The organism is Rhodococcus sp. 21391, assembly GCF_016772255.1.
Classification (GTDB): Bacteria; Actinomycetota; Actinomycetes; order Mycobacteriales; family Mycobacteriaceae; genus Rhodococcus_F; species Rhodococcus_F opacus.
The window spans coordinates 977,651-1,003,197 of the sequence record NZ_CP063781.1; the positions used below are offsets into that span (position 1 = coordinate 977,651).

A 25,547-nucleotide genomic window follows, 5' to 3' on the forward strand; every position below is an offset into this window, starting at 1 on the left:
CTTCCGTACCGGCCGAACTGCTTTTGCCGGGTTCAGTCTTCGTCGGCGGTTCCCGATTCGGACTTCTTTCGCCACGCCAGCATCACGGAGTCCGTGCGAGCCGGTGCCCAGGGCATGAAGATCGCGACGACGAGCGCGCAGACCACCACGGCGCCCGCGGCGACGAGCGACGCAGTGTGCGAGCCCTGCAGGACCGTCGTCTTCATGGTGAGGATGAGATTCTCACGTTGCTGTTCGAGGAACGGCGGGATCTCCCGTTTCCGGATCTCGAGCACGCTCAGGACCGTCGCGCGTGCGAACCCCTTCTCGTCGTCGTTCATCAACGCGGCCGGAATCCGGTCGAGCAGTGGACTCATCGTCGTCGCGTAATACGACGCGACGATCGATCCGAGCACGGCGACACCGAGCGTTCCGCCGATTTCCCTGGTCGTGTCGTTCACGGCCGAGCCTGCTCCCGCCTCGTCGAGGGGCAGCGACGCCATGATCGATTCGGTCGCGGGCCCCTGCACGATGGCCAAGCCGAGCGCCATCGACACCATCGACGGGAGGACGTCCGTCAGGTAGCTGCTGTCGACGGCCACCTGACCGCCGAGGTACAGGCCGACCCCGGTGAGGAGGAGGCCGAACACGATGACCGGGGTCGTCCCGATTCGCTGCGCCAGAAGTGTGGCGACGGGGGCGCCGACCGCCACCGACACCGCGAACGGCAGCGACGCGACACCGAACTCGAACGGCGTGTACTCCCGGACGCCTTGGAAGTACTGCGTGATGAGGAACAGGAAGCCGAACATCGAGAAGTACCCGATGGCGATCGCGAGGGCGGGCAGGGAGAACCTGCGGTTGCGGAACAGCCGCAGGTCGAGGATCGGGTGCTCGGTGCGCAGCTCCCAGAGAACGAATCCGATCAGGACCGCGATCGAGAGGGCGACGGCGCCCAACGTGACGAACGACGTCCACCCGTGATGAGGGGCTTCGATGATGGCCCACACGAGCACGGTGATTCCGGTGATCGAGGCGGCGATTCCGACGAGGTCCATCCGTCCGATGACGGAGGCGCGCGATTCCGGCACCAGGAGCAGCGTCGCCGCTGCCGCGCCCACGGCGATCGGCACGTTGATCCAGAAGACGGAGTGCCAGCTGAAATGCTCGAGCAGCCACCCGCCGGCCATCGGCCCGATGGCGATCGCGAATCCGGCCATCGCGGTCCAGGCGGCGATGGCCAGCGCCCGTTCCCGCACGTCGGTGAAGATGTTGATGACGAGGGCGAGGGTCGCGGGGAAGACGGCGGCCGCGAAGACACCCATCGCCGCGCGGGCCGCGATGACCTGCCCCAGACTCTCGGCGTTGGCGCCGGCGACCGACATGACGGCGACGCCGATCAGGCCGATGACCATGACGCGGCGACGACCGTAGCGGTCGCCGAGGTTGCCGAACGCTAGGAGCAGGCCTGCGAACGTCAGCGTGTAGGCGTCGACGACCCACTGCAGGCCGCTGACACTGGTGCGGAGTTCGACACCGATCGACGGGAGGGCGACGTTGACGATGGTGTTGTCGAGCACGACCAGCAGTTCGGCCAGGCAGATCACGGCAAGCGCGAGGAAGCGGCGCGTCCGGGACCCGGCCACGACGGCCCGGGCTTCGAGGATTGTCATGACCAAAAGCTAGCCCATACATGTAACGGTGCGTAACACGTAATTGGACGCAGCTTCAGTCTGTTGAACCACACCGCAGCGATGGAGTGATGCCTACCACTTCCGCGAGGCGGGTAGCGGCCACGATTTGGCGGTTGTGCAGGCCATGCCGTAATCTGTCCTGCGGAGTTCAATGCAGTATCTGAACTTCACCCCAAATCATGTTCTACCCAAGACCGTTGGTGATCGCTCCCGCAAGGGTGTGATTGAAAGTCCGGGAATGTCCGGCGGCCCACGCAGGAGGACGAGGTAGGGGGATGCGTATCGGTTGTGGGCTCGCGCCCTGACCGTATCGTTTCCTTTCACGCCCCGTGTGCCCTGCACCGGGGCGTTTTGCATGTCGTGGATTGTGTGCTCCGGGATTCCGGCGGTACGCAGCGGTTCCGAAGTGGGATAACGACTGTCATGAGAGGAGGCGAAGTATGGCAAAGCCTGAGAAGGTTTCCGCGGTTGCGGAGATCACCGAGCAGTTCAAGGGTTCGACCGCTGCTGTGATCACGGAATACCGTGGTCTGACGGTGGGCAACATCACGACACTGCGACGCGCTCTCGGAGAAGGTGCCACCTACTCCGTCGCCAAGAACACCCTGGTCAAGCGTGCCGCTGCTGAGGCGGGCGTCGAGGGCCTTGATGACCTTTTCGTGGGTCCGACCGCCATTGCATTCATCAAGGGCGAGCCCGTCGATGCTGCGAAGGCTCTGAAGAACTTCGCTAAGGACAACAAGGCGCTCATCATCAAGGGCGGCTACATGGACGGCGCTGCGCTGTCCGTGGACGAGGTCAACAAGATCGCGGACCTCGAGTCCCGCGAGATCCTGTTGGCCAAGCTTGCCGGCGCGATGAAGGGCAACTTGGCAAAGGCCGCAGGCCTGTTCAACGCTCCTGCTTCGCAGGTGGCACGACTGGCTGCTGCTCTGCAGGAAAAGAAGGCCGCAGAAGGCGGAGCTGCCGAAGCTCCCGCCGAGGCTGCAGCCGAAAGCTGATCCGCACCCGCGCATCACTGCTATAACCCCGCCCGGTCGCGGATCAGCGACATGGGACTTACAGGAAGGACCGCCACAATGGCGAAGCTCAGCACCGAAGAGTTGTTGGACCAGTTCAAGGAGCTCACCCTTCTCGAGCTCTCGGAGTTCGTAAAGGCATTCGAGGAGACCTTCGAGGTCACCGCCGCTGCCCCGGTCGCCGTCGCCGCTGCAGGCGGAGCACCGGCTGCCGCCGAGGCTGCTGAGGAGCAGGACGAGTTCGACGTCGTCCTCGAGTCGGCCGGCGACAAGAAGATCCAGGTCATCAAGGTCGTCCGTGAGGTCGTTTCCGGCCTCGGCCTGAAGGAAGCCAAGGACCTCGTCGAGGGTGCTCCGAAGGCCATCCTGGAGAAGGTTGCCAAGGACGCGGCCGACGCCGCCAAGGAGAAGCTCGAGGCTGCCGGCGCGAAGATCACCGTCAAGTAAGACGGTCTCTCCCGCGCTGCTCGCCGAGCAGACGAAGAGGGCCACTCCCCATCAGTGGGGAGTGGCCCTCTTTTTGCGTCCACAGACGGCTTCGGAGTGTCGAGATTCCTAGCCGAAAGCTGGACGCGTGACCAGAAATTTCGCTACCGTTATCCCAGTTCAGGCGCGTTGTTTTGCATAGTGGGACCCGCTGTTGGCATGCTTCCTTACTCATGAGTAGCATCCCTTGTCACAGGTAACACGTCGATGCGATAGAGTGACCCAACCCACACGGGGTGAGTGCATCGAACGGTCGCGGAGGTAATGGTGGGAGTCGAAGTATCCGTCGAGGGACTGACCAAGTCGTTCGGCTCGCAGAGGATCTGGCAGGACGTCACATTGACCCTCCCTGCTGGTGAAGTCAGTGCGTTGCTCGGGCCGTCGGGTACGGGTAAGTCGGTGTTTCTGAAGTCGCTGATCGGTCTGCTCCGCCCGGAGCAGGGGTCGATCGTGATCGACGGCACCAACATTCTCGAGTGCTCGTCCAAGGAGCTCTACGAGATCCGGAAGCTGTTCGGGGTGCTGTTCCAGGACGGCGCGCTGTTCGGGTCGATGAACCTGTTCGACAACGTGGCGTTCCCGCTGCGCGAGCACACCAAGAAGTCCGAGTCCGAGATCCGCAAGATCGTGATGGAGAAGATGGAGCTCGTCGGCCTGCTCGGGGCCGAGGACAAGCTGCCCGGCGAGATCTCCGGCGGCATGCGCAAGCGCGCGGGTCTGGCTCGGGCCCTGGTGCTGGACCCGCAGATCATCCTCGTCGACGAGCCGGACTCCGGTCTGGATCCGGTGCGCACCACCTACATCTCGCAGACGTTGATCGACATCAACGCCGAGATCGACGCGACGATCCTGATCGTCTCGCACAACATCAATCTCGCGCGGACGGTGCCGGACAACATCGGCATGCTGTTCCGCCGGCATCTGGTGATGTTCGGTCCGCGGGAGGTGCTGCTCACCAGTGAGGAGCCGGTGGTCAAGCAGTTCCTCAACGGCACGATGATCGGTCCGATCGGGATGTCGGAGGAGAAGGACGAGGCCACCATGGCGCAGGAGCAGGCGATGGTCGATGCCGGCCACCATGCCGGTGGTGTCGACGACGTCGAGGGCATCGTCCCGCAGATGAAGGCGACGCCGGGGATGCCGTTCCGGCAGGCCGTGGCCCGCCGTCAGGAACGCGTCCGGCACATCATGCACACCCTGCCGGAGAATGCCCAGATCGCCATCCAGGAAAGCCTCGACGAGACTTCCGGCGGAAACGGCGGCGGGGGCTACGACTACGCATACAGCCAGGAAGACACACAGGTCATCCCCGCATACCGGGGCGAAGGATACGAAAACACCACTCACGGGCAAGGGTAGGCATATCGGATGGGGGTTACCCGCAGCTCGGTCTTGCGGCCGGTCAACGGTGCGCTGACGCAGGCCGGAAATATCGTCGAGCTCTTCGTCGACGTCGCACGAAACACGTTCAAGCGGCCGTTCCAGTTCCGCGAGTTCATCGAACAGGCCTGGTTCATTGCCAGCGTCACGATCCTGCCGACGGCAATGGTCGCGATTCCGTTCGGCGCAGTGGTGTCTCTGCAGACCGGATCGCTCATCAAGCAGCTCGGTGCGGAGTCGTTCACGGGAGCGGCCAGCGTGCTCGCCGTCATCCAACAGGGTTCCCCGCTGGTGACGGCACTTCTGGTGGCCGGGGCTGCGGGATCGGCCGTCACGGCGGATCTCGGTGCGCGGACGATCCGCGAAGAGATCGACGCCATGGAGGTTCTCGGTATCAACCCGATTCAGCGACTCGTCGTGCCTCGGGTGCTTGCCATGGTTCTCGTCGCGATCCTGCTCAACGGCCTCGTGTCCGTGGTCGGTATCGCGGGCGGGTACTTCTTCAACGTCATTCTCCAAGGGGGTAATCCCGGTGCGTACCTGGCATCGTTCTCGGCCTTCGCGCAGCTTCCCGACATCTGGGTCGGCGAGCTCAAGGCGGCCGTCTTCGGTGTCATCGCCGGTGTCATCGCCGCGTACAAAGGCCTCCACCCGAAGGGCGGACCCAAGGGCGTCGGTGACGCGGTGAACCAGTCTGTGGTGATCACGTTCCTGCTGCTGTTCTTCGCGAACCTGATCCTGACCATGGTGTACCTCCAAATCGTTCCGGCGAAGGGATCGTGACCCGATGACAATCGCCAAGGGACGCGGTGACCGGACGCTGATGGCGGCACGCCGAGTCGGTCGTGCGCCGCTCAACGTGCTCGACCGGGCCGGCGAGCAGATGTCGTTCTACGCCAGGGCAATCGCCTGGTCGCCCCACACTCTCGTGCACTACCGCAAGGAAGTGCTCCGGCTGCTCGCCGAGGTCACATTCGGCAGCGGCGCGCTCGCCGTCATCGGCGGCACCATCGGCGTCATCGCGATGATGTCCGGCTTCACCGGCGTCGTCGTCGGACTGCAGGGTTTCGCCGCGCTCGAACAGCTGGGCAGCTCGGTCCTCACCGGCTTCCTGTCCGCGTACGTCAACACCCGTGAGATCGCGCCGATCGTTGCGGCACTCGCGCTCTCGGCCACCGTCGGTTGTGGTTTCACCGCGCAGCTCGGCGCCATGCGCATCTCGGAGGAGATCGACGCGCTGGAGGTCATGGCGGTACCGAGTGTGCCGTTCCTCGTCACCACCCGCATGATCGCGGGATTCGTCGCCGTCATACCGCTGTACATCGTCGGTCTGCTCGCGGCCTATCTCGCCTCCCGCGTCATCAGTACCGTGTTCAACGGCCAGTCGACCGGGTCCTACGACCACTACTTCAACTTGTTCCTGCCACCGCAGGACGTCCTGTATTCGTTCGCGAAAGTGCTGATCTTCGCGTTCGTGCTGATCCTGATCCATTGCTACTACGGCTATCACGCGTCGGGTGGTCCCGCCGGTGTGGGTGTGGCCGTGGGTCGGGCGGTCCGCACCGCGATCGTCACCATCGCCGTTCTCGACTTCTTCCTGAGCCTCGCCATCTGGGGCACGACGACCACAGTGAGGGTGGCCGGATGAGCAACACGACATCTGTTGTGGGCCGACGGGTGCTGGGGCTGGTGTTCTTCCTCGTCCTCGCGTTGTTCCTGGTCTTCACGATCGGCATGTTCAACAAGACGTTCACCAAGGTCGTCAAGATCGACCTCCTCACGGACACCGCCGGAAATGCCCTGCCGCCCAATGCGGACGTGAAGGTTCGCGGCCTCATCGTCGGCGAGGTGCGCTCGGCGTCCTCCCATGAGGGCGAGGTCACCCTGGATCTTGCGATCCAGCCCGACAAGGCGCAGCTGATTCCGTCCAACGCGACGGCGCGGTTGCTGCCCAAGACACTGTTCGGTGAGCGCTATGTGTCGCTGATCGTTCCCGAGGGCGACACCGCTCCGCCGATCCAGGCCGGCGATACGCTGCGTCAGGACAAGAGTGGCAACGCCGTCGAGGTCGGCGAGGTTCTGGACGGTCTGCTGCCGCTGCTGCAGGCGATTCCGCCGCAGGACCTGGCGAACACGCTCGGCGCGCTGTCCCAGGGACTGAGCGGGCGCGGTGCCGAACTCGGACTGACGCTCGACCGTCTCGAGGAGATCTTCGGCGGGCTGAACACGGAACTTCCTGCCATCCAGGAGGATCTGCGCGGTCTGGCAGATTTCTCGCAGACGTACTCCGAGGCGGCGCCCGACCTGGTCAACGCCCTCGACAATCTCCGTACCACCGGAAATACCGTGGTGGAGAAGCAGGGCGAGATCTCCACGTTGCTCGCGTCGCTGACCGGAACCGCGTCCAGCACCGCGGATCTACTGCAGACCAACGCCGAATCGATCGTCAGTATCGCCGCCGATTCGCGTGAGGCACTGCAGATCCTCGGCCGTTACTCGCCGAGTTTCGGCTGCACGTTCGCGGGCTTCGCCAAGTCCGCTCCCGTCGCCCGTGAACTGCTGGCACCGGACGATCCGTACCCGGGTGTGCGTGCCAGCGTGCAGTTCGTCAATCCGAAGGGTCGCTACGTGCCCAACCAGGACGAGCCGCGGCTGCTCGACAACCGCGGACCGGCTTGCTATGACAACGTCACCGCTCCGGGTGGGAAGTTCCCGCAGTACCCGGGCGGGTCGTCCTACAACGACGGTGCCTACCAGGTGCCTTCGCGGAATCCCGGCCCGTCGACCATCGACTTCCTCCCGGCGCCCGCCGGAGTCCCCGATCAGGTCCCGGGGTACGGAGCTGAGGTCACGCCCGCAAGTTACGCGGGTTCGAAGATGGAGCAGGACACGTTGGACGTCGTCTACGGCGAGGCCGGGGGCATGGCGCCGGAGGACGTGCCGAGCTGGACGACACTCGTCGGCGCGCCGACCATGAGGGGGACTGAGGTGAGCTTCAAGTGAGGGGCCTGGCCGCACCATTGGTCAAGCTGATCGTGTTCGCCGTGGTCACCATCCTCGCGACCGGTCTACTGGCCGCCACCATCGCCAACCTCGGTGGCGGCGGTGGCACCAAGTTCAACGCGATCTTCTCGGACGTCACCTCGCTCAACGAGGGCGACGAGGTCCGCATCGCCGGTGTGCGTGTGGGTCAGGTCGAGAAGATCGCGATCCACGACGACCGCGAGGCAGAGGTTCAGTTCACGGTGTCGGAACGGGACTGGCTGCCCGCCAGCACCACCGCGACCATCCGCTTCCGGAACCTCGTGGGGCAGCGCTACATCGCGCTCGAACAGGGCGAGGGGCAGCAGGGAATGAAGATGAGCGGCGGCGACACCATTCCGATGGAGCGGACGAAGCCTGCCGTCAACCTCACCACGCTGTTCGACGGGTTCCGTCCGCTGTTCCAGACCCTCAGCGCCGACGACGTGAACAAGTTGTCGTACCAGATCATCCAGGTGTTCCAGGGCGAGTCGGGAACCATCACGGAACTGGTCGAGAACACGGCAAGCCTCACCAACACCGTCGCCGACAAGGATCGGGTGATCGGTGCGGTGATCAACAACCTCAACGACGTGCTGGCCACGGTGAATCAGCGTGACGATCAACTCGATTCGCTGATCGTCAACACCCAGCAACTCGTCACGGGCCTGGCGAACGAGCGGGGAACCGTCGGTTCGGCGGTGACGTCCCTCGCGGGACTGACCGACGCGACGGCCGACCTGCTCGAACCCACCCGACCGTCCATCCAGGAATCCATCACGTCGCTGAACACGCTGGCGACGACGTTGAACCGTAACTCCGACACGGTCAACAGCGTTCTCCAGACGCTTCCGGTGAAGCTCGAGAAGCTTGGCCGGGCAGCCAGTTACGGATCCTGGTTCCAGTTCTACCTCTGTGGAGTCGACATCGTCGCAGGACCAGGTACCGCGCCCCAACTGAACCTGCCCACGGGCTTGCCCACCGTCAACCAGCCGCTCTATACGAACTCGGCGAAACGGTGCACGCAGGACGGCCTACAGGAGTTGCAGACACGATGAGCAGACGTCGCAGCCCGGCAGTGGCTGGTGCCCTCGGCATTCTCGTGGTGCTGTTGGCCACCCTGTCGGCTTTCTTTCTCGATTCGCTGCCGTTCATCGGCGCCGGATCGACCTATCACGCCGAATTCTCCGAGGCGGCAGGGCTCAAGCCCTCCAACGAGGTCCGGATCGCCGGCGTCAAGGTCGGCAAGGTCACGTCCGTCGAACTCGACGGGGACCATGTGGACGTCGCCTTCAAGGTGTCGGACGCGTGGGTCGGCAACGAGACGTCGGCGTCCATCCAGATCAAGACGATCCTGGGTCAGAAGTACCTGGCCCTCGACCCCCGTGGTTCGGACACCCTGAATCCGAGCGACGTGATCCCGTTGGACCGCACCACGTCTCCGTACGACGTGATCGAAGCGTTCTCGGCCGCCGCACAGACGGTGGGTGACATCGACTCCGATCAGCTCGCACAGAGCATGGTGACGCTGTCGCAGGCGTTCGAGGGAACTCCCACGGAGATCCGAGCCTCCCTGGACGGTGTGAGCAGGCTGTCGCAGACCATCGCCAGCCGCGATCAGGAACTGCAGAAGTTGTTCGACGCGACCGGCAAGACCACCAAGGTCCTCGCCGACCGCAATGCCGAATTCAACAGGTTGATCAGCGACGCCGGTCTGCTGCTCGGTGAGCTCAACAGCCGTCAGCAGTCGATCTCTCAGCTGCTCACCGGAACTCAGCGGCTGTCGCAGCAGTTGACCGGACTCGTGCGCGACAACGAGGCCGCCATCGGTCCCGCACTCGAACAGCTCGACGGTGTCGTCGAGATCCTCAAGGCCAATAACGAGAACCTGGACAAGGCGATGAAACTGTACGAGCCGTTCGTCCGCCTGTACACGAACGTGGTCGGTAACGGTCGCTGGTTCGACCAGGTCGTGGTGAACCTCCTGCCGCCGGGTCTGCCCGACATTCCCGGTCCGCGCGATCCCGTCCGCACGTTGGGGGGTAACTGATGGCAGACGTCGAGAACGGAGCCGAGCGCGGCGGACGCGGCGGGGTCGCCCTCATCGCGGGAATCGTCATCGTCGCGCTGGTGATCGCCGGGGCCCTGTGGTGGTTGTTCACTCGCGCAGGAACCACGCAGATCACCGCGTACTTCGACAAGTCGGTGGGCATCTACGAGGGTTCCGACGTGCGGATCCTCGGTGTGAAGGTCGGATCCGTCGACGGTGTCGAACCGCAGGGCGACCAGGTGAAGGTCGACATGCGCGTCGATCGTGGCGTCGACATTCCCGCCGACGCGAAGGCAGCCCAGGTCACGCCGTCCGTGGTGTCCGACCGCTACATCCAGCTCGCGCCTGCCTACACGGGCGGCGACAAGATGCAGAGCGGTGCCGTCATCTCGCGTGACCGCACGGCCACTCCCGTCGAGGTGGATGAGCTGTACGCGAGCATCGAGAAGCTCTCGACCGCTCTGGGCCCGGACGGGGCGAACAAGGAAGGCGCGCTGTCCCAGTTCGTCGAGACCGGCGCGGCCAACCTCGACGGCAACGGAGAGGCGCTGGGGCAGAGCATCAATCAGCTGTCCGACGCCGCCCGCACGCTCAACGAGAGCCGCGGCGACCTGTTCGACACCGTCAAGAACCTCCAGGTGTTCGTGGGTGCGCTGGCGGCCAACGATCAGCAGGTCCGCGACTTCAATTCGCAGCTCTCCGAACTTTCCGGATTCCTTGCGGGGGAGCGGGAGAACCTCGGTGCCGCCCTCAACCAGCTGGCGATCGCCCTCGGCGACGTCTCGAAGTTCGTGGCCGACAACCGGGAGATCCTCGCCGAGAACGTGGACGATCTGGTTCCGGTGACGCAGACCCTCGCGGACAACCGCGAGTCGCTCGTCAACTCGCTGACCCTGCTTCCGCTGGCGATCAGCAACCTGGCCAACTCCTACGACGCGGAGTCCGGCAACCTGGCATCGCGTCTGGCGTTCCCGGATCTGCAGGATCCGGCCGGCGTCGCGTGCAAGTTGATCGACCTCGGCAAGCTGGTTCCCGGCGATCCGCGGTTCGAGCAACTCGGGCGTCAGATGCAGCCGCTGATCGACAACTGCGCCAACATCACGTCGCAGATCACGCAGTCGGCGAAGACGCCGTCGCTCGTGCTTCCCTTCGGGATCATGAGTGCCGACAACATTCAGCGGACGGTCACGCCCGGCACGGTGCCGGGTGTCGTGTCGCCGCGATTCGAAGGCGCAACGGGTGGTGAGGGCGAATGAAGCGGTCGGTAATCCTCGGCGCCGGTGCGTGCGCCGTCGCCATTGCAGTGACGTCATGCTCGTCGGAGGGAATCTACGGAGTTCCGCTGCCGGGCGGTCCGGATGTCGGTGACCACCCGATGCACCTGACGATCCAGTTCGACGATGTCCTCGACCTCGTCCCGCAGTCCGCAGTCAAGGTCGACGGTGTTCCGGTGGGCCGGGTCGAAACGATCAAGGTGGCGCCGGACGGCTGGACGGCGGAGGTGGAGGTCGTCCTCGACTCGTCCGTCGATCTCGCGGCCAACGCGGTCGCCGCCATCGAGCAGACGAACCTGCTCGGCGAGAAGTTCGTCCAGTTGTCCGAACCGCCGGAGGACAAGGATCCCGCGCGGCTCGAGGACGGCGACACGATCTCCCTCGATCGCACCCGGCACGCCACCGAGATCGAGCAGGTACTCGGCGCGCTGTCGCTGCTGCTCAACGGTGGCGGCGTCGGCCAGTTGCAGCCGATCGTGCACGAACTGACCACCGCACTCGACGGGCGTGAGGATCGTGTCCGCGGACTTCTCGAGCAGGCGAACACGCTCATCGACGGTCTCAACCAGCAGCGCGACGACATCACCCGCGCCCTGGACGGACTCGACACCTTGACCACACGGGTGAACGAACAGAACGAGAAGATCGGGCTGATCCTCGATCAGCTCCCGATCGCCGCCGAAGTGCTCAACGAGCAGCGTCCGCAGCTCACCCAGATGCTGACGCAGCTGGACCGGCTCGGTACCGTCGGCACGGACGTGATCAACAGGTCGAAGAACGATCTGATCGCGGATCTCCTCGCACTGCGGCCGACGCTGAAGGCGCTCGCCGAGTCCGGCGACGACCTGCCCAATTCGCTCGCGTTCATCCCGACCGTCCCGTTCCCGGACGGTGTCGAGAAGATCGCGCTCGGCGGATCGGTCAACCTGTTCCTCACGGTCGACCTGCAGATCGGCGATGCGCTCAGCGCGCTCGGCGTCGGTCAGGGCGACCCGGTGTACGTGCCGCCGAAGTTCGGTGAGCCCAAGCCGATCGTCGATCCCTCGAACCCGTACTACAACGGCAACGGACCGAAGCCGGGATGGCCGACGGTGTCGCTGCTGCCGATTCCGCCGATCATCCCCGCCCCGACGGGTCTGCGGATCCCGGGTCTCCCCGGAACCGCGCCTGCGGCGCGCAACGGTGCAGAGAACGGCACGACGGACGGCGCAGCGCCGTCGCCGCAGAACCCGCTCGGGGGACTGCTGGAGCAGTTCGGAATCGGGGGTGGACAGTGAGGTCACGACTGGTCAGGATCCAGCTCGTCGCGTTCGCCATCGTGGCGATGCTCGGGCTGGTCTACGTCGGCGCCAAATACGTCCGCCTCGACAACCTGCTCGGGTTCGGTGAATTCGACGTGAACGCGCAGTTCAAGGACTCCGGCGGCATCTTCACCAACGCCGAAGTCACGTACCGCGGAGTTCCCGTCGGCCGGGTCGGCGAGCTGTCCCTGACCGCGGACGGAATCAACGTCGAGTTGAAGATCTCCTCGGGTGGGCCCGACATCCCGGCGTCGGCCAAGGCCGTCGTCGCCAACCGATCCGCGATCGGTGAGCAGTACGTGGACCTGCAGCCCGACAGCGACCAGGGGCCGTTCCTCGAACAGGGCTCGGTGATCACCGAGGCCGACACGTCGACACCCGTTCCGGTCGAGCAGGTGCTGATGGCCACCGACGGTCTGGTCCGGTCGGTTCCGGTCGACTCGTTGCGCACGGTCGTCACCCAGCTGGGAACGGCATTCAACGGCAAGGGCGAGGATCTGCAGACACTCGCGGATTCGCTGTCGACGCTGACGAAGGACGGACTCGACGTCCTCCCGCAGACCCTGGCCCTCATCAGGGACAGCCAGACGGTGCTGGCGACGCAGTCCGATCAGTCCTCCGCGATCGCCCAGTTCAGTTCGGACCTCGACGCGGTTGCGGCGCAGCTGCGGACCAGCGACCCCGATCTCCGCGCGATCATCGACAAGGGAATTCCGGCGAGCGACGAGGTCGGTCTGCTGGTGAACCAGATCGGTCCGAGTCTCACCACGGACCTGACGAACCTCGCCGCTGTCGGCGACAAACTGGCTCCGCAGGCGATCGCGCTGCGGCCGATCCTGATGTTCCTGCCTGCCATCGCGGCGTCCGCGTCGACGGTGGCTCCCGGCGACGGCACGGTGCATCAGGGCATCGTCCTGGAAACCAACAATCCGCCGTCGTGCACACTCGGTTACGAAGGGACACAGGAAATCCTGGCCGAGATGAAGCGGCAGGACCCGAACTTCGACGACACCCAGCAGGACTTCCCGTACAACACGAAGGCCAACTGCGACGCTCCCCAGGGAAGCGTGACGGGTGTGCGAAGTGCAGACCGCATCGTGTTCGCCGATCCGGACACGATCCAGCCGTGGGATTTCAAGCCGAAGGTCATGCCTGACACTCTCAACTTGAATCCCATCGCAACGCAGCTCGCGCCGCTCCTCGGGGTTACTCCCAAGTAGCATTCGGTCCCGACCGAGGGCGAGTAGAAGAAAACAATCAGTAGGGTATTGGTGTGACGCGAATTACCACGCCCCCGGAGTCGGGACAATCGACTCCGGGGAAGGACAGAACTCTGAAGGCCTCGTTTGCTGCGGTGACCGCACTGGTGGTGATCGCGGTTGTCGCAGCCGGATGGTTTGGCTTCGGGTGGGCGCGCGCTCTCTTCGTGGACAAGCCGATCGCCGACGCACGCGATTCCGCGTTGACGGGCGCCCAGCAGGCCGCGATCAACCTCAACTCGGTCGATTCGAAAGACCTCGACGGATCGTTCGAGAACATGAAGTCGTCGATCACGGGCGACAAGATGAACCAGGACCTCCAGGCGACGATGGACGGGTTCACCGACCAGATGCGTCAGTCGGGTGCGGCGAGCAAGGCCGAGCTGATCCAGGGCACACTCACGGAACTGAACACCGACGACGGCACCGCGAAGGCGCTGGTCGTCGTGGCAGTCACCACCACGTGGCCGGACCGCTTCGACAAGGCCAAGGTGACGATGCGGATGGACGTCCAGGACGTGGACGGGGTCTGGAAGGCCTCGTCGGTCGAACCGGTGGGCGGGCGTATTCCGCTCGAGAGCGGTCCGGTGCCCGCCGACGGCGCGGCTCCCGCCCCGGCCCCCACCGAACCGGCTCCCGCCGAGCAGGCGCCGGCTGAACAGGCGCCCGAAGGCGACAGTGGCGGTCAGTAGTCCTGATGTGCCGCGGCGGCATGTCGCTGCGGTGTCCACGTCGACGACAGCTCGTCGTGTAATGAGAAAGTGGTGAACTATGCCCCCCAAGCGCCGAAACAACGTGCCGGACAGCGCTGCAAAGGGCAGGCGTCCGCGCGTGGCGGGGACCCGTCAGACAACGCCGAAGCCGGCCCGATCGGAAGCCCCGGCCACGGAGCCTGTGGCGAAGACGAAGAGCGAGCCGGTGACGAAGCCGGAACCGGCGAAGAAGCAAGAGCCGGTCGCGAAGTCGGCCCCGGTGGCGAAGGCCGAGGCCGCAACGACCGCAGCAGCAGCAGCAGCCGCCGCGGCCTCCTCCGCCGCGTCCGACGGGGCGTCGAAGACCTCCGACACGAACGCGACCGTGTCGCTGGCCAAGTCGGTGTCGACCGCGAAGACCGCGTCCGCGGGAAAGACGAAGGTGCCCAACCTTCAACCGCGCATCAGCAAGCAGCAGGCCCCCACCGCCGCCGAGACCGCGGCCGATGACAACGGCTCCGGCAAGATCACCTGGAAGCTCGTCGGGATCCTCGGAGCCGTGGCGGTGGTGCTCGGGGTGTTCGCGGTCGTCGCGGCATTCAAGCCCGGCGCAGACATCACGAACACCGCCTGGGTCGACGAAGGCGCCACTGCCGAGGTGACCAAGGCGGGAACCGAGGCGATCGAGACGCTGTACACGTACAGCTACGAAACGATCGATCAGGACTTCGAGAAGGCGCGCGGCTACCTCAACGACGCCAAGCGTGACGAATTCGACTCGACCGCCGACACCACCAAGGAGGCCGCCATCCAGACCAAGACGGCCACCCAGGCCTCCGTCACCGACATCGGCGTCACGGTGCTCGACGGCGACCGCGCCGAGCTGCTCGCGCACATGAACGTCAGCGCCACCGGTGATGCCGTGGCTCAGGGCAGTGCCGCGACCCCGTTGTCGATCAAGATGGAGAAGATCGACGGCAAGTGGGTGCTGTCCGACATCTCCGACAGCGAGGGCTGATCCTGACGCCCGGAAAGAATTGAGCCGGAACGAGATCCGCGCACGCTGCGCAGGTGCTCGCCGGATTGTCGTCTCCGGCAACGCGAACCGATTCCCATCCGATCGTCTTCACGATTGGATGGGAATCTGTTGCTGCGGTGTCGGTTTCGGATCCTCGGGTGAACCGGGGGCAGGTGCCTTCCGTGCCAGGAATCCCGGCGCCCACCAATTGGCCTCACCCATCAGTTTCACCAGGGCAGGCACCAGCATCATGCGGATCACGGTGGCGTCGATGAGCAGCGCGACGATCATGCCGAGTCCGATGAATCGCATCATCGTCAGCTCCGAGAGCGTGAACGCGCCGGTGACGACGATCAGCAACGCGGCGGCCGCAGTCACGATGCGCCCCGTATGTGCCGTGCCGATCCGCACGGCCTCTTCGGTCGATGCACCCTTGTCGTGGGCCTCGACCATTCGCGACATCAGGAAGATCTCGTAGTCGGTGGAGAGCCCGAACACCACCGCGATGATGAGGACGACCATCGTCGCGGGCAGCGGCCCCGGCGTCACGCCGAGGAATTCGGCACCGTGGCCGTCCTCGAAGATCCACGTGAGCACGCCGAACGAGGCGGCGAGGCTCAGGGTGGCCATCGCGATCGCCTTCAGGGGCAGCACCACGGACCGGAACGCCAGCAGCATCAGCACGAAGGTGACGGCCACCATGATCCCGATCATCCACGGCAGCCGCGCCGCCATCGCGTCCAGTCCGTCGGCGGTCAGGGCGTTCAACCCGCCCAGCATCTTCTCGGTGCCTTCCGGGGGCGGGAGGTCGCGCAGTGCGGCGGCCGTCGCCATGGCCCCCGTCGTGCGGTCGGCGTCGTCGAAGATGGCCCGGATGGCGACGAACGTGTCGGTTGCGCCGACCGGGACGACCCGCTGGACGCCGTCGACCGCGGCCGTCGCCCGGAAGAGCTCTGCCGTGGCGGCCGGGGGCGGGGCCTTGCCGTCGCTGCCCTGCAGGATCAGCGTCGCCCCGTTGTTGGCGAGCGGGAAGTCGGCGGCGAGATCGTCGACGGCGAGCCGGAGCGGGTGAGTCGCGGGCAGCCCGGTGTGATCGAGATCGCCCAAGGATGCGCCAGCGAGGGGCGCGGCGAGCACGAGCAGCCCCGCAACGATGGCCGTCGCGATCGGGACGGGCCGCCGCATGACCTGGGCGGCGACGCCGCCCCAGAACCGGTGCGCCCGGTCTTCGCCGCGTTCGACCACACCCGGTCGCCAGGTGAGCGAGTTGATGCGAGGTCCGAGCAGCGCGAGTGCCGCGGGCAGCGCCGACAGCGACAACACGGCGGCGATCCCGATGGCCGCCATCCCGCCGTAGGCGAACGACCGGACGATGGCCTGGGGGAACACGAGCATGCCCACGAAGCCGCACACCAGGAGGAGGGCGGAGAACCCCACGGTCCGGCCGGCCGTGGCGAGCGTCCGGCGGACGGCGTCGTCGGTGTGGGCGCCCGACCGCAGCTCCTCGCGGAACCGGGTCACGACGAACAATCCGTAGTCGATGGACATGCCGAGCCCGACGAGGCTCGCGATGTTCACCGAGAATGCGCTGACTTCGGTGAAGTAGGAGATCACGCGCAGGGCGCCGAGGGCGCCGAGGATCGCGAGACCGCCGACGCACAGCGGGACGGCCGCGCCGACGAGGCCGCCGAAGATGACGAGCAGAAGGAGCAGCAGAAGCGGGAACGACACCGCCTCGGCGCGCAGTAGATCACTCTCGGACACCTCGTTGAAGGCGTTGGCGGCCGCGCTGAAGCCGCTGAACTCCGCATCCGTGCCGTCGATGACCAGTAGGGGTTCGAGATCGTGATACGCGGCGATCCGAGTGTTCTCGTCGCCGCTCAGCGACAGCACCACCAGTCCCTCGGTGCCGTCGGTGGACCGCAGGAACTCCGTCGCCTGCGGCGGCGCCGACCAGTACGACAGGGGAGTGCTGGCGAGCATTCCGGGGTCGATCTGAGCGAGGTGCGCGGCCACCTCGGGCCCGAGGTCGTCGATCGTCGAACCCGGACGTGCGTGGTAGGTGACCGCCAGATCGGGGGTCTGCCGTCCGAACGTCCCCTCGATCAGGCGCTCGACGCCCGCGGACTCGCTGCCCGGATCGGTGTACCCGCCGAGGCTCAGCCGGTCGAACACACCCGATCCCCACGCCCCGCCGAGCAGCACCAGCAGCACCGTGGCGGCGAGGACCAGCTTCGGACGGGCGACGACGAACGAACTCCAGCGCGTCACGGCTCTGCTTCCCTCGCGAAATCGACGGCGATCGCGTGCGCATATTGTTCACCGCCCGTCAGCGGCTGGGAAGGGGCGGCGGGAACGGCCCGGGCCTCGCGAAACGACGCGACACGCCCCCTAACTCTTGACGCCGCGATGATCACGCGTCACTCTGATGCGTGAACATGCGCAGTGACGCGTGGCCAAGCGCCCGGCTGGGTGCTGTTTCGGGTGCCCGACTCGACATCTACTGAGTTTGGGTGTACTTTTGGACGTTGCGCTGGCTGCCTCCTGTCCACCCCTCGTCCGCACCGCTGCGAAGTGATTCACTCTTCAGCAACTGTGACGAGTTTCGTTCGGGTTGTGACCAGCGAAATTCGAAGCAGATACAGCGGCGGTCGCAACAGCAAGAGCGGCCCGCGTGAGGTGCTGGAAGGACGCATCTTGGCAGTCTCTAGCCAGACCAAGGCAGTTTCCGGAATCCCCGGAGCCCCGAAGAGGGTTTCGTTCGCAAAGATTCGCGAACCCCTCGAAGTTCCCGGGCTTCTTGATGTACAAACCGATTCGTTCGAGTGGTTGATCGGTGCGCAGAGCTGGCGCGAACGCGCCGCCGCTCGTGGCGACAGCGCAATCTCCGGAGGTCTCGAGGACATTCTCGCGGAGCTTTCCCCGATCGAGGATTTCTCGGGCTCGATGTCTCTGTCCTTCTCGGACCCGCGTTTCGACGAGGTGAAGGCCTCGACGGACGAGTGCAAAGACAAAGACATGACCTACGCGGCGCCGTTGTTCGTCACCGCGGAGTTCATCAACAACAACACCGGTGAGATCAAGAGCCAGACGGTCTTCATGGGCGACTTCCCGATGATGACCGACAAGGGCACGTTCATCATCAACGGCACCGAGCGTGTCGTGGTCTCGCAGCTGGTGCGTTCCCCCGGCGTCTACTTCGACCACTCCGTCGACAAGGGCACCGAGAAGGACCTGCACAGCGTCAAGGTCATCCCGGGCCGTGGTGCATGGCTCGAGTTCGACGTGGACAAGCGCGACACGGTCGGCGTCCGCATCGACCGCAAGCGCCGCCAGCCCGTCACCGTGCTGCTGAAGGCCCTCGGCTGGACCACCGAGCAGATCACCGAGCGCTTCGGCTTCTCGGAGATCCTCATGGCGACGCTGGAGAAGGACAACACCGCCGGCACCGACGAGGCGCTGCTCGACATCTACCGCAAGCTGCGTCCGGGCGAGCCGCCGACCAAGGAGAGCGCGCAGACGCTCCTGGAGAACCTGTTCTTCAAGGACAAGCGCTACGACCTGGCTCGCGTGGGTCGCTACAAGATCAACAAGAAGCTGGGCCTGAACCTCGGACAGCCGATCGTCGCGTCGACCCTCACCGAGGAAGACATCGTCGCCACCATCGAGTACCTGGTGCGCCTGCACGCCGGTGACACCGAGATGACCGCCCCCGGCGGCAGTGCGGTGCCCGTCGAGGTCGACGACATCGACCACTTCGGTAATCGTCGTCTGCGCACGGTCGGCGAGCTCATCCAGAACCAGATCCGCGTGGGCCTGTCCCGCATGGAGCGCGTGGTTCGTGAGCGCATGACGACCCAGGACGTCGAGGCCATCACGCCGCAGACGCTGATCAACATCCGGCCCGTCGTGGCTGCGATCAAGGAGTTCTTCGGAACCTCCCAGCTGTCGCAGTTCATGGACCAGAACAACCCGCTGTCGGGGCTGACGCACAAGCGTCGTCTGTCCGCCCTCGGCCCGGGTGGTCTGTCCCGTGAGCGCGCCGGCCTCGAGGTGCGAGACGTTCACCCGTCGCACTACGGCCGCATGTGCCCGATCGAGACCCCTGAGGGTCCGAACATCGGTCTGATCGGTTCGCTGTCGGTGTACGCACGGGTCAACCCGTTCGGCTTCATCGAGACGCCGTACCGCAAGGTGGAGAACGGCCAGGTCACCGACCAGGTCGACTACCTGACCGCGGACGAAGAGGACCGCCACGTCGTCGCCCAGGCCAACTCGGCCCTCGACGCGAACGGTCACTTCACGGACGATCGCATTCTGGTCCGTCGTAAGGGTGGCGAGGTCGAGTTCGTCTCGTCCGCCGAGATCGACTACATGGACGTCTCGCCGCGGCAGATGGTGTCCGTCGCTACCGCGATGATTCCGTTCCTCGAGCACGACGACGCCAACCGTGCCCTGATGGGTGCGAACATGCAGCGTCAGGCGGTGCCCCTCGTTCGCAGCGAGGCTCCGCTGGTCGGTACGGGCATGGAACTGCGTGCCGCCGTCGATGCGGGCGACGTCATCGTCACCGAGAAGACCGGTGTCGTGGAAGAGGTCTCCGCCGACTACGTCACGGTCATGGCCGACGACGGCAGCCGCAAGACCTATCGGATGCGCAAGTTCGCGCGTTCGAACCAGGGCACCTGCGCCAACCAGCGTCCGATCGTGGACGAGGGGCAGCGTGTCGAGGTCGGACAGGTCCTCGCCGACGGCCCCTGCACCGAGAACGGTGAGATGGCGCTCGGCAAGAACCTGCTCGTCGCGATCATGCCGTGGGAAGGCCACAACTACGAGGACGCGATCATTCTGTCGCAGCGCCTCGTGGAAGAGGACGTCCTGACCTCGATCCACATCGAGGAGCACGAGATCGATGCCCGCGACACCAAGCTCGGTGCCGAGGAGATCACTCGCGACATCCCGAACGTCTCCGACGAGGTCCTCGCCGACCTCGACGAGCGCGGCATCATCCGTATCGGTGCCGAGGTTCGTGACGGCGACGTGCTGGTCGGAAAGGTCACGCCGAAGGGTGAGACCGAGCTGACCCCCGAGGAGCGCCTGCTGCGCGCCATCTTCGGTGAGAAGGCCCGCGAGGTTCGCGACACGTCGCTGAAGGTTCCCCACGGTGAGACCGGCAAGGTCATCGGCATCCGCGTGTTCTCGCGCGACGACGACGACGATCTGCCCCCCGGTGTCAACGAGCTGGTCCGCGTCTACGTGGCACAGAAGCGCAAGATCCAGGACGGCGACAAGCTCGCCGGCCGCCACGGCAACAAGGGCGTCATCGGCAAGATCCTCCCGCAGGAGGACATGCCGTTCCTGCCCGACGGCACTCCGGTCGACATCATTCTGAACACCCACGGTGTTCCGCGTCGTATGAACATCGGTCAGATCTTGGAGACCCACCTCGGGTGGATCGGCAAGACCGGCTGGAACGTTCAGATCGCCGGCGACGGCTCCCGTCCCGATTGGGCGGAGCAGCTGCCGGAGGAGATGCTGTCTGCACCTGCCGACTCCAACATCGCCACCCCGGTGTTCGACGGCGCCAAGGAAGACGAGCTCACCGGTCTCCTCGGTTCGACGCTGCCGAACCGCGACGGCGAGGTCATGGTCGCGTCCGACGGAAAGGCCACGTTGTTCGACGGCCGTTCCGGCGAGCCGTTCCCGTACCCGGTCTCGGTCGGCTACATGTACATCATCAAGCTGCACCACCTGGTCGATGACAAGATCCACGCTCGTTCGACCGGTCCGTACTCGATGATCACCCAGCAGCCGCTCGGCGGTAAGGCCCAGTTCGGTGGCCAGCGCTTCGGTGAGATGGAGTGCTGGGCGATGCAGGCCTACGGCGCGGCATACACGCTGCAGGAGCTGCTCACCATCAAGTCGGACGACGTGGTGGGTCGAGTCAAGGTGTACGAGGCCATCGTCAAGGGCGAGAACATCCCCGAGCCGGGTATTCCCGAATCGTTCAAGGTGCTCCTGAAGGAGCTCCAGTCGCTCTGCCTCAACGTGGAGGTGCTGTCCTCGGACGGCGCGGCCATCGCGATGGCCGACGGTGACGACGAGGACCTGGAGCGGGCCGCAGCGAACCTGGGCATCAACTTGTCCCGGAACGAAGCGGCGACGGTCGACGACCTCGCGAACTAGGTTTCGGTCCCCGGGTCCTGAGAAATCAGGGTCCGGGGGCGTAGTTCACATTTGAATTGGCAGTCAGGTATCGGCGGCCACCGCTGATCCACAATCCCTCTGGGGAAAGGAAGTTACGTGCTCGACGTCAACTTCTTCGATGAACTCCGCATTGGCCTCGCCAGTGCAGAGGACATCCGCAATTGGTCCTACGGCGAGGTCAAGAAGCCGGAGACCATCAACTACCGCACGCTCAAGCCCGAGAAGGACGGCCTCTTCTGCGAGAAGATCTTCGGCCCCACCCGGGACTGGGAGTGCTACTGCGGTAAGTACAAGCGTGTCCGCTTCAAGGGCATCATCTGTGAGCGCTGCGGTGTCGAGGTGACCCGCGCCAAGGTTCGGCGTGAGCGCATGGGCCACATCGAACTGGCTGCCCCGGTCACGCACATCTGGTACTTCAAGGGCGTGCCCAGCCGTCTCGGCTACCTGCTCGACCTGGCGCCGAAGGATCTCGAAAAGATCATCTACTTCGCCGCGTACGTCATCGTCGGTGTCGACGAGGAACTGCGTCACAACGAGCTGTCCACTCTCGAAGCCGAGATGCAGGTCGAGAAGAAGTCCGTCGCGGATCAGCGTGACGCCGACCTCGAGGCCCGCGCTCAGAAGCTCGAAGCCGACATCGCCGAGCTGGAGGCGGAGGGCGCGAAGTCCGACGTCCGCCGCAAGGTCAAGGACGGCGGCGAGCGCGAGATGCGTCAGCTCCGTGACCGCGCGCAGCGTGAGCTGGATCGTCTCGACGAGATCTGGACCACGTTCACCAAGCTGAGTGTCAAGCAGCTCATCGTCGACGAACTGCTGTACCGCGAGCTCGTCGACCGCTACGGCGAGTACTTCACGGGCGCGATGGGTGCCGAGTCGATCCAGAAGCTCATGGAGAGCTTCGACATCGACGCCGAGGCCGAGAACCTCCGCGAGACCATCCGCAGCGGCAAGGGGCAGAAGAAGCTCCGTGCGCTGAAGCGTCTCAAGGTCGTCGCAGCCTTCCAGGTCAACCAGAACTCGCCCATGGGCATGGTTCTGAACGCCGTCCCGGTGATCCCGCCGGAGCTGCGTCCGATGGTTCAGCTCGACGGTGGCCGCTTCGCCACCTCCGACCTGAACGACCTGTACCGCCGCGTGATCAACCGCAACAACCGCCTCAAGCGACTGATCGACCTCGGTGCCCCCGAGATCATCGTCAACAACGAGAAGCGGATGCTGCAGGAGTCCGTGGACGCGCTGTTCGACAACGGCCGTCGTGGCCGTCCGGTCACGGGTCCCGGTAACCGTCCGCTGAAGTCCCTGAGCGACCTGCTCAAGGGCAAGCAGGGTCGTTTCCGTCAGAACCTGCTCGGTAAGCGCGTCGATTACTCGGGTCGTTCCGTCATCGTCGTCGGCCCGCAGCTCAAGCTGCACCAGTGCGGTCTGCCGAAGCTGATGGCTCTCGAGCTGTTCAAGCCGTTCGTGATGAAGCGCCTGGTCGACCTGAACCACGCGCAGAACATCAAGTCCGCCAAGCGCATGGTGGAACGTCAGCGCGCACAGGTGTGGGACGTCCTCGAAGAGGTCATCGCCGAGCACCCCGTGCTGCTGAACCGTGCACCGACGCTGCACCGCCTGGGCATCCAGGCCTTCGAGCCGCAGCTGGTCGAGGGTAAGGCCATTCAGCTCCACCCGCTGGTGTGTGAGGCCTTCAACGCCGACTTCGACGGTGACCAGATGGCCGTACACCTTCCGCTGTCCGCGGAGGCGCAGGCCGAGGCTCGCATCCTGATGCTGTCGTCGAACAACATCCTGTCGCCCGCGTCGGGACGACCGCTCGCCATGCCCCGTCTGGACATGGTCACCGGTCTGTACCACCTGACCCGGTTGGACGAGGGTGCGATCGGTGAGCTCGCGGCGTCGACCAGCGACGAGGCGGAGCAGGGCGTGTACTCCTCGCCTGCCGAGGCTCAGATGGCCGTCGATCGTGGCGCGCTCGTCGTGCAGGCGAAGATCAAGGTGCGGCTCACGCAGCAGCGCCCCCCCCGCGACATCGAGTCGGAGCTGTTCCCCGAGGGCTGGAACTACGGTGACGGCTGGACCGCGGAGACGACGCTAGGTCGCGTGCTCTTCAACGAGCTGCTGCCCGCGGACTACCCGTTCGTCAACGAGCAGATGCCGAAGAAGCGTCAGGCAACGATCATCAACGATCTCGCCGAGCGCTACCCCATGATCGTGGTCGCGCAGACCGTCGACAAGCTGAAGGACGCCGGTTTCTACTGGGCCACGCGTTCGGGTGTCACGGTCTCGATCTCCGACGTCCTCGTGCCGCCGGAGAAGGCTCAGATCATGGAGTCCTTCGAGGCTCAGGCCGACCAGATCGAGAAGAAGTACCAGCGTGGTGCTCTGAACAAGACCGAGCGCAACAGCGCCCTGGTCAAGATCTGGTCCGAGGCCACCGACGAGGTCGGTAAGGCCATGGAGGCCCACTTCCCCGACGACAACCCGATCCCGATGATCGTGAAGTCCGGCGCCGCCGGCAACATGACTCAGGTTCGTTCGCTCGCCGGTATGAAGGGTCTGGTGACCAACCCGAAGGGTGAGTTCATCCCGCGTCCGATCAAGTCTTCCTTCAAGGAAGGCCTGACCGTTCTCGAGTACTTCATCAACACGCACGGTGCCCGTAAGGGTCTGGCCGACACCGCGCTCCGCACCGCCGACTCGGGTTACCTGACCCGTCGTCTGGTGGACGTCTCGCAGGACGTCATCGTTCGCGAGGTCGACTGTGGAACCGAGCGCGGCATCGTCACCACGATCGCCGAGAAGCAGGCCGACGGCACGCTGATCCGCGACGCTCACGTGGAGACGAGCACGTACGCCCGAACCCTGGCCGCCGACGCGGTCGACGAGAACGGCAACGTCATCGTCGAGCGTGGACACGACCTGGGCGACCCGGCTATCGACGCGCTGCTCGAGGCAGGCATCACGCAGGTCAAGGTCCGCTCGGTGCTCACCTGCACCACCGGCACCGGCGTCTGCGCCACCTGCTACGGCCGCTCCATGGCCACCGGCAAGCTCGTCGACATCGGTGAGGCCGTCGGTATCGTCGCCGCACAGTCCATCGGTGAGCCCGGTACCCAGCTGACCATGCGTACGTTCCACCAGGGTGGTGTCGCCGGAGACGACATCACCGGTGGTCTGCCGCGTGTTCAGGAGCTGTTCGAGGCCCGCGTCCCCAAGGGCAAGGCGCCGATCGCCGACGTCAGTGGCCGCGTGCAGCTCGAGGACGGCGACCGCTTCTACAAGATCACCATTGTCCCGGACGACGGTGGCGAAGAGGTTGTCTACGACAAGCTCTCGAAGCGTCAGCGTCTGCGTGTCTTCAAGCACGACGACGGCACCGAACGCCTTCTGGCCGACGGTGACCACGTCGAGGTCGGTCAGCAGCTGATGGAAGGTGCTGCCGATCCGCACGAGGTGCTGCGTGTCATGGGCCCCCGTCAGGTGCAGATCCACCTCGTCAACGAGGTCCAGGAGGTGTACCGGAGCCAGGGTGTGTCGATCCACGACAAGCACATCGAGGTCATCGTGCGCCAGATGCTGCGTCGCGTGACGATCATCGACTCGGGCGCCACGGAGTTCCTGCCCGGTTCGCTGACCGAGCGTGCGGACTTCGAAGCGGCCAACCGCCGTGTCGTCGCCGAGGGTGGCGAGCCGGCAGCCGGACGTCCGGTGCTGATGGGTATCACCAAGGCATCGCTGGCGACCGACTCGTGGCTGTCCGCGGCGTCGTTCCAGGAGACCACTCGCGTGCTGACCGATGCGGCGATCAACTGCCGCTCGGACAAGCTGATCGGTCTGAAGGAAAACGTGATCATCGGAAAGCTGATCCCCGCCGGTACCGGTATCAACCGTTACCGCAACATCCAGGTTCAGCCGACCGAAGAAGCCCGCGCTGCTGCGTACGCGGTTCCGTCCTACGACGACCAGTACTACAGCCCGGACGGCTTCGGCCAGAACACCGGTGCCGCGGTGCCGCTGGACGATTACGGTTTCAGCAACGATTACCGGTAGGCGCTCCGCGCCCGTGAGCGGTTGACGAGTCCCAGGACTCGCCGGGCACTCACCAAGGACGAAGGCCCCACCCCTCTCTCTTCGGGGGTGGGGCCTTCATCTGTTTCCTTGCCT

At 65.2% G+C, this 25,547-nt stretch carries 17 protein-coding genes; 15 read left to right on the top strand and 2 right to left on the bottom strand.

What is annotated here, in order from left to right; genetic code table 11:
• Window positions 1-32 precede the first annotated feature (32 nt).
• Complete coding sequence (locus GO592_RS04665; protein ID WP_007298076.1) at window positions 33-1,652, bottom strand: MFS transporter; 1,620 nt, start codon at window positions 1,650-1,652, stop codon at window positions 33-35.
• 461 nt (window positions 1,653-2,113) lie between these two features.
• Here GO592_RS04665 and rplJ point away from each other — a divergent pair, with 461 nt between their 5' ends.
• The 13 genes from rplJ (at window position 2,114) to GO592_RS04730 (ending at window position 15,173) form a co-directional block, all read left to right on the top strand.
• Window positions 2,114-2,674 (top strand): 50S ribosomal protein L10, encoded by a 561-nt coding sequence (gene rplJ / locus GO592_RS04670; RefSeq protein ID WP_005252102.1) that lies wholly within the window; start codon window positions 2,114-2,116, stop codon window positions 2,672-2,674.
• 78 nt (window positions 2,675-2,752) lie between these two features.
• Window positions 2,753-3,139, top strand: a complete 387-nt coding sequence (gene rplL / locus GO592_RS04675; RefSeq protein ID WP_005252104.1) for a 50S ribosomal protein L7/L12 — start codon at window positions 2,753-2,755, stop codon at window positions 3,137-3,139.
• A 303-nt stretch (window positions 3,140-3,442) separates the two neighbouring features.
• Complete coding sequence (locus GO592_RS04680) at window positions 3,443-4,537, top strand: ABC transporter ATP-binding protein (RefSeq protein ID WP_005258257.1); 1,095 nt, start codon at window positions 3,443-3,445, stop codon at window positions 4,535-4,537.
• A gap of 9 nt (window positions 4,538-4,546) precedes the next feature.
• The gene (locus tag GO592_RS04685; protein ID WP_005252107.1) at window positions 4,547-5,341 is read left to right on the top strand and encodes an MlaE family ABC transporter permease; all 795 of its coding nucleotides are present in this window, start codon (window positions 4,547-4,549) and stop codon (window positions 5,339-5,341) included.
• Between the two features lie 4 nt (window positions 5,342-5,345).
• Window positions 5,346-6,206: an MlaE family ABC transporter permease gene (locus GO592_RS04690; protein ID WP_005258256.1), complete on the top strand. Its 861-nt coding sequence runs from the start codon at window positions 5,346-5,348 to the stop codon at window positions 6,204-6,206.
• The gene (locus tag GO592_RS04695) at window positions 6,203-7,561 is read left to right on the top strand and encodes an MCE family protein (protein WP_037204233.1); all 1,359 of its coding nucleotides are present in this window, start codon (window positions 6,203-6,205) and stop codon (window positions 7,559-7,561) included. The genes GO592_RS04690 and GO592_RS04695 overlap by 4 nt, the downstream gene beginning before the upstream one ends.
• Window positions 7,558-8,637, top strand: a complete 1,080-nt coding sequence (locus GO592_RS04700; RefSeq protein ID WP_005258253.1) for an MCE family protein — start codon at window positions 7,558-7,560, stop codon at window positions 8,635-8,637. The genes GO592_RS04695 and GO592_RS04700 overlap by 4 nt, the downstream gene beginning before the upstream one ends.
• Window positions 8,634-9,629: an MCE family protein gene (locus GO592_RS04705; RefSeq protein WP_007298075.1), complete on the top strand. Its 996-nt coding sequence runs from the start codon at window positions 8,634-8,636 to the stop codon at window positions 9,627-9,629. Before GO592_RS04700 ends, GO592_RS04705 begins: the two co-directional genes overlap by 4 nt.
• Entirely contained in the window at window positions 9,629-10,885 is a 1,257-nt protein-coding gene (locus tag GO592_RS04710) for an MCE family protein (RefSeq protein WP_007298074.1), read from the top strand. Before GO592_RS04705 ends, GO592_RS04710 begins: the two co-directional genes overlap by 1 nt.
• The gene (locus tag GO592_RS04715; RefSeq protein WP_007298073.1) at window positions 10,882-12,180 is read left to right on the top strand and encodes an MCE family protein; all 1,299 of its coding nucleotides are present in this window, start codon (window positions 10,882-10,884) and stop codon (window positions 12,178-12,180) included. The genes GO592_RS04710 and GO592_RS04715 overlap by 4 nt, the downstream gene beginning before the upstream one ends.
• Window positions 12,177-13,424 carry an MCE family protein gene (locus GO592_RS04720; protein WP_005258243.1) on the top strand — a complete coding sequence of 416 codons (1,248 nt, stop codon included), beginning with the start codon at window positions 12,177-12,179 and terminating at the stop codon, window positions 13,422-13,424. Before GO592_RS04715 ends, GO592_RS04720 begins: the two co-directional genes overlap by 4 nt.
• A gap of 134 nt (window positions 13,425-13,558) precedes the next feature.
• The gene (locus tag GO592_RS04725; protein WP_007298072.1) at window positions 13,559-14,155 is read left to right on the top strand and encodes a hypothetical protein; all 597 of its coding nucleotides are present in this window, start codon (window positions 13,559-13,561) and stop codon (window positions 14,153-14,155) included.
• Window positions 14,156-14,234: 79 nt separating this feature from the next.
• Complete coding sequence (locus GO592_RS04730) at window positions 14,235-15,173, top strand: hypothetical protein (protein WP_039951608.1); 939 nt, start codon at window positions 14,235-14,237, stop codon at window positions 15,171-15,173.
• A gap of 108 nt (window positions 15,174-15,281) precedes the next feature.
• Here GO592_RS04730 and GO592_RS04735 read toward each other — a convergent pair whose 3' ends face one another.
• Window positions 15,282-17,444, bottom strand: coding sequence for an MMPL family transporter (locus GO592_RS04735; RefSeq protein ID WP_007298069.1), 2,163 nt, complete (start codon window positions 17,442-17,444; stop codon window positions 15,282-15,284).
• A gap of 408 nt (window positions 17,445-17,852) precedes the next feature.
• On the opposite strand from GO592_RS04735, the gene rpoB reads away from it, so the two are divergent.
• Window positions 17,853-21,359, top strand: coding sequence for a DNA-directed RNA polymerase subunit beta (gene rpoB, locus GO592_RS04740; RefSeq protein ID WP_005258235.1), 3,507 nt, complete (start codon window positions 17,853-17,855; stop codon window positions 21,357-21,359).
• Between the two features lie 117 nt (window positions 21,360-21,476).
• Window positions 21,477-25,433, top strand: coding sequence for a DNA-directed RNA polymerase subunit beta' (locus GO592_RS04745; RefSeq protein WP_005252128.1), 3,957 nt, complete (start codon window positions 21,477-21,479; stop codon window positions 25,431-25,433).
• Window positions 25,434-25,547: the final 114 nt, after the last annotated feature.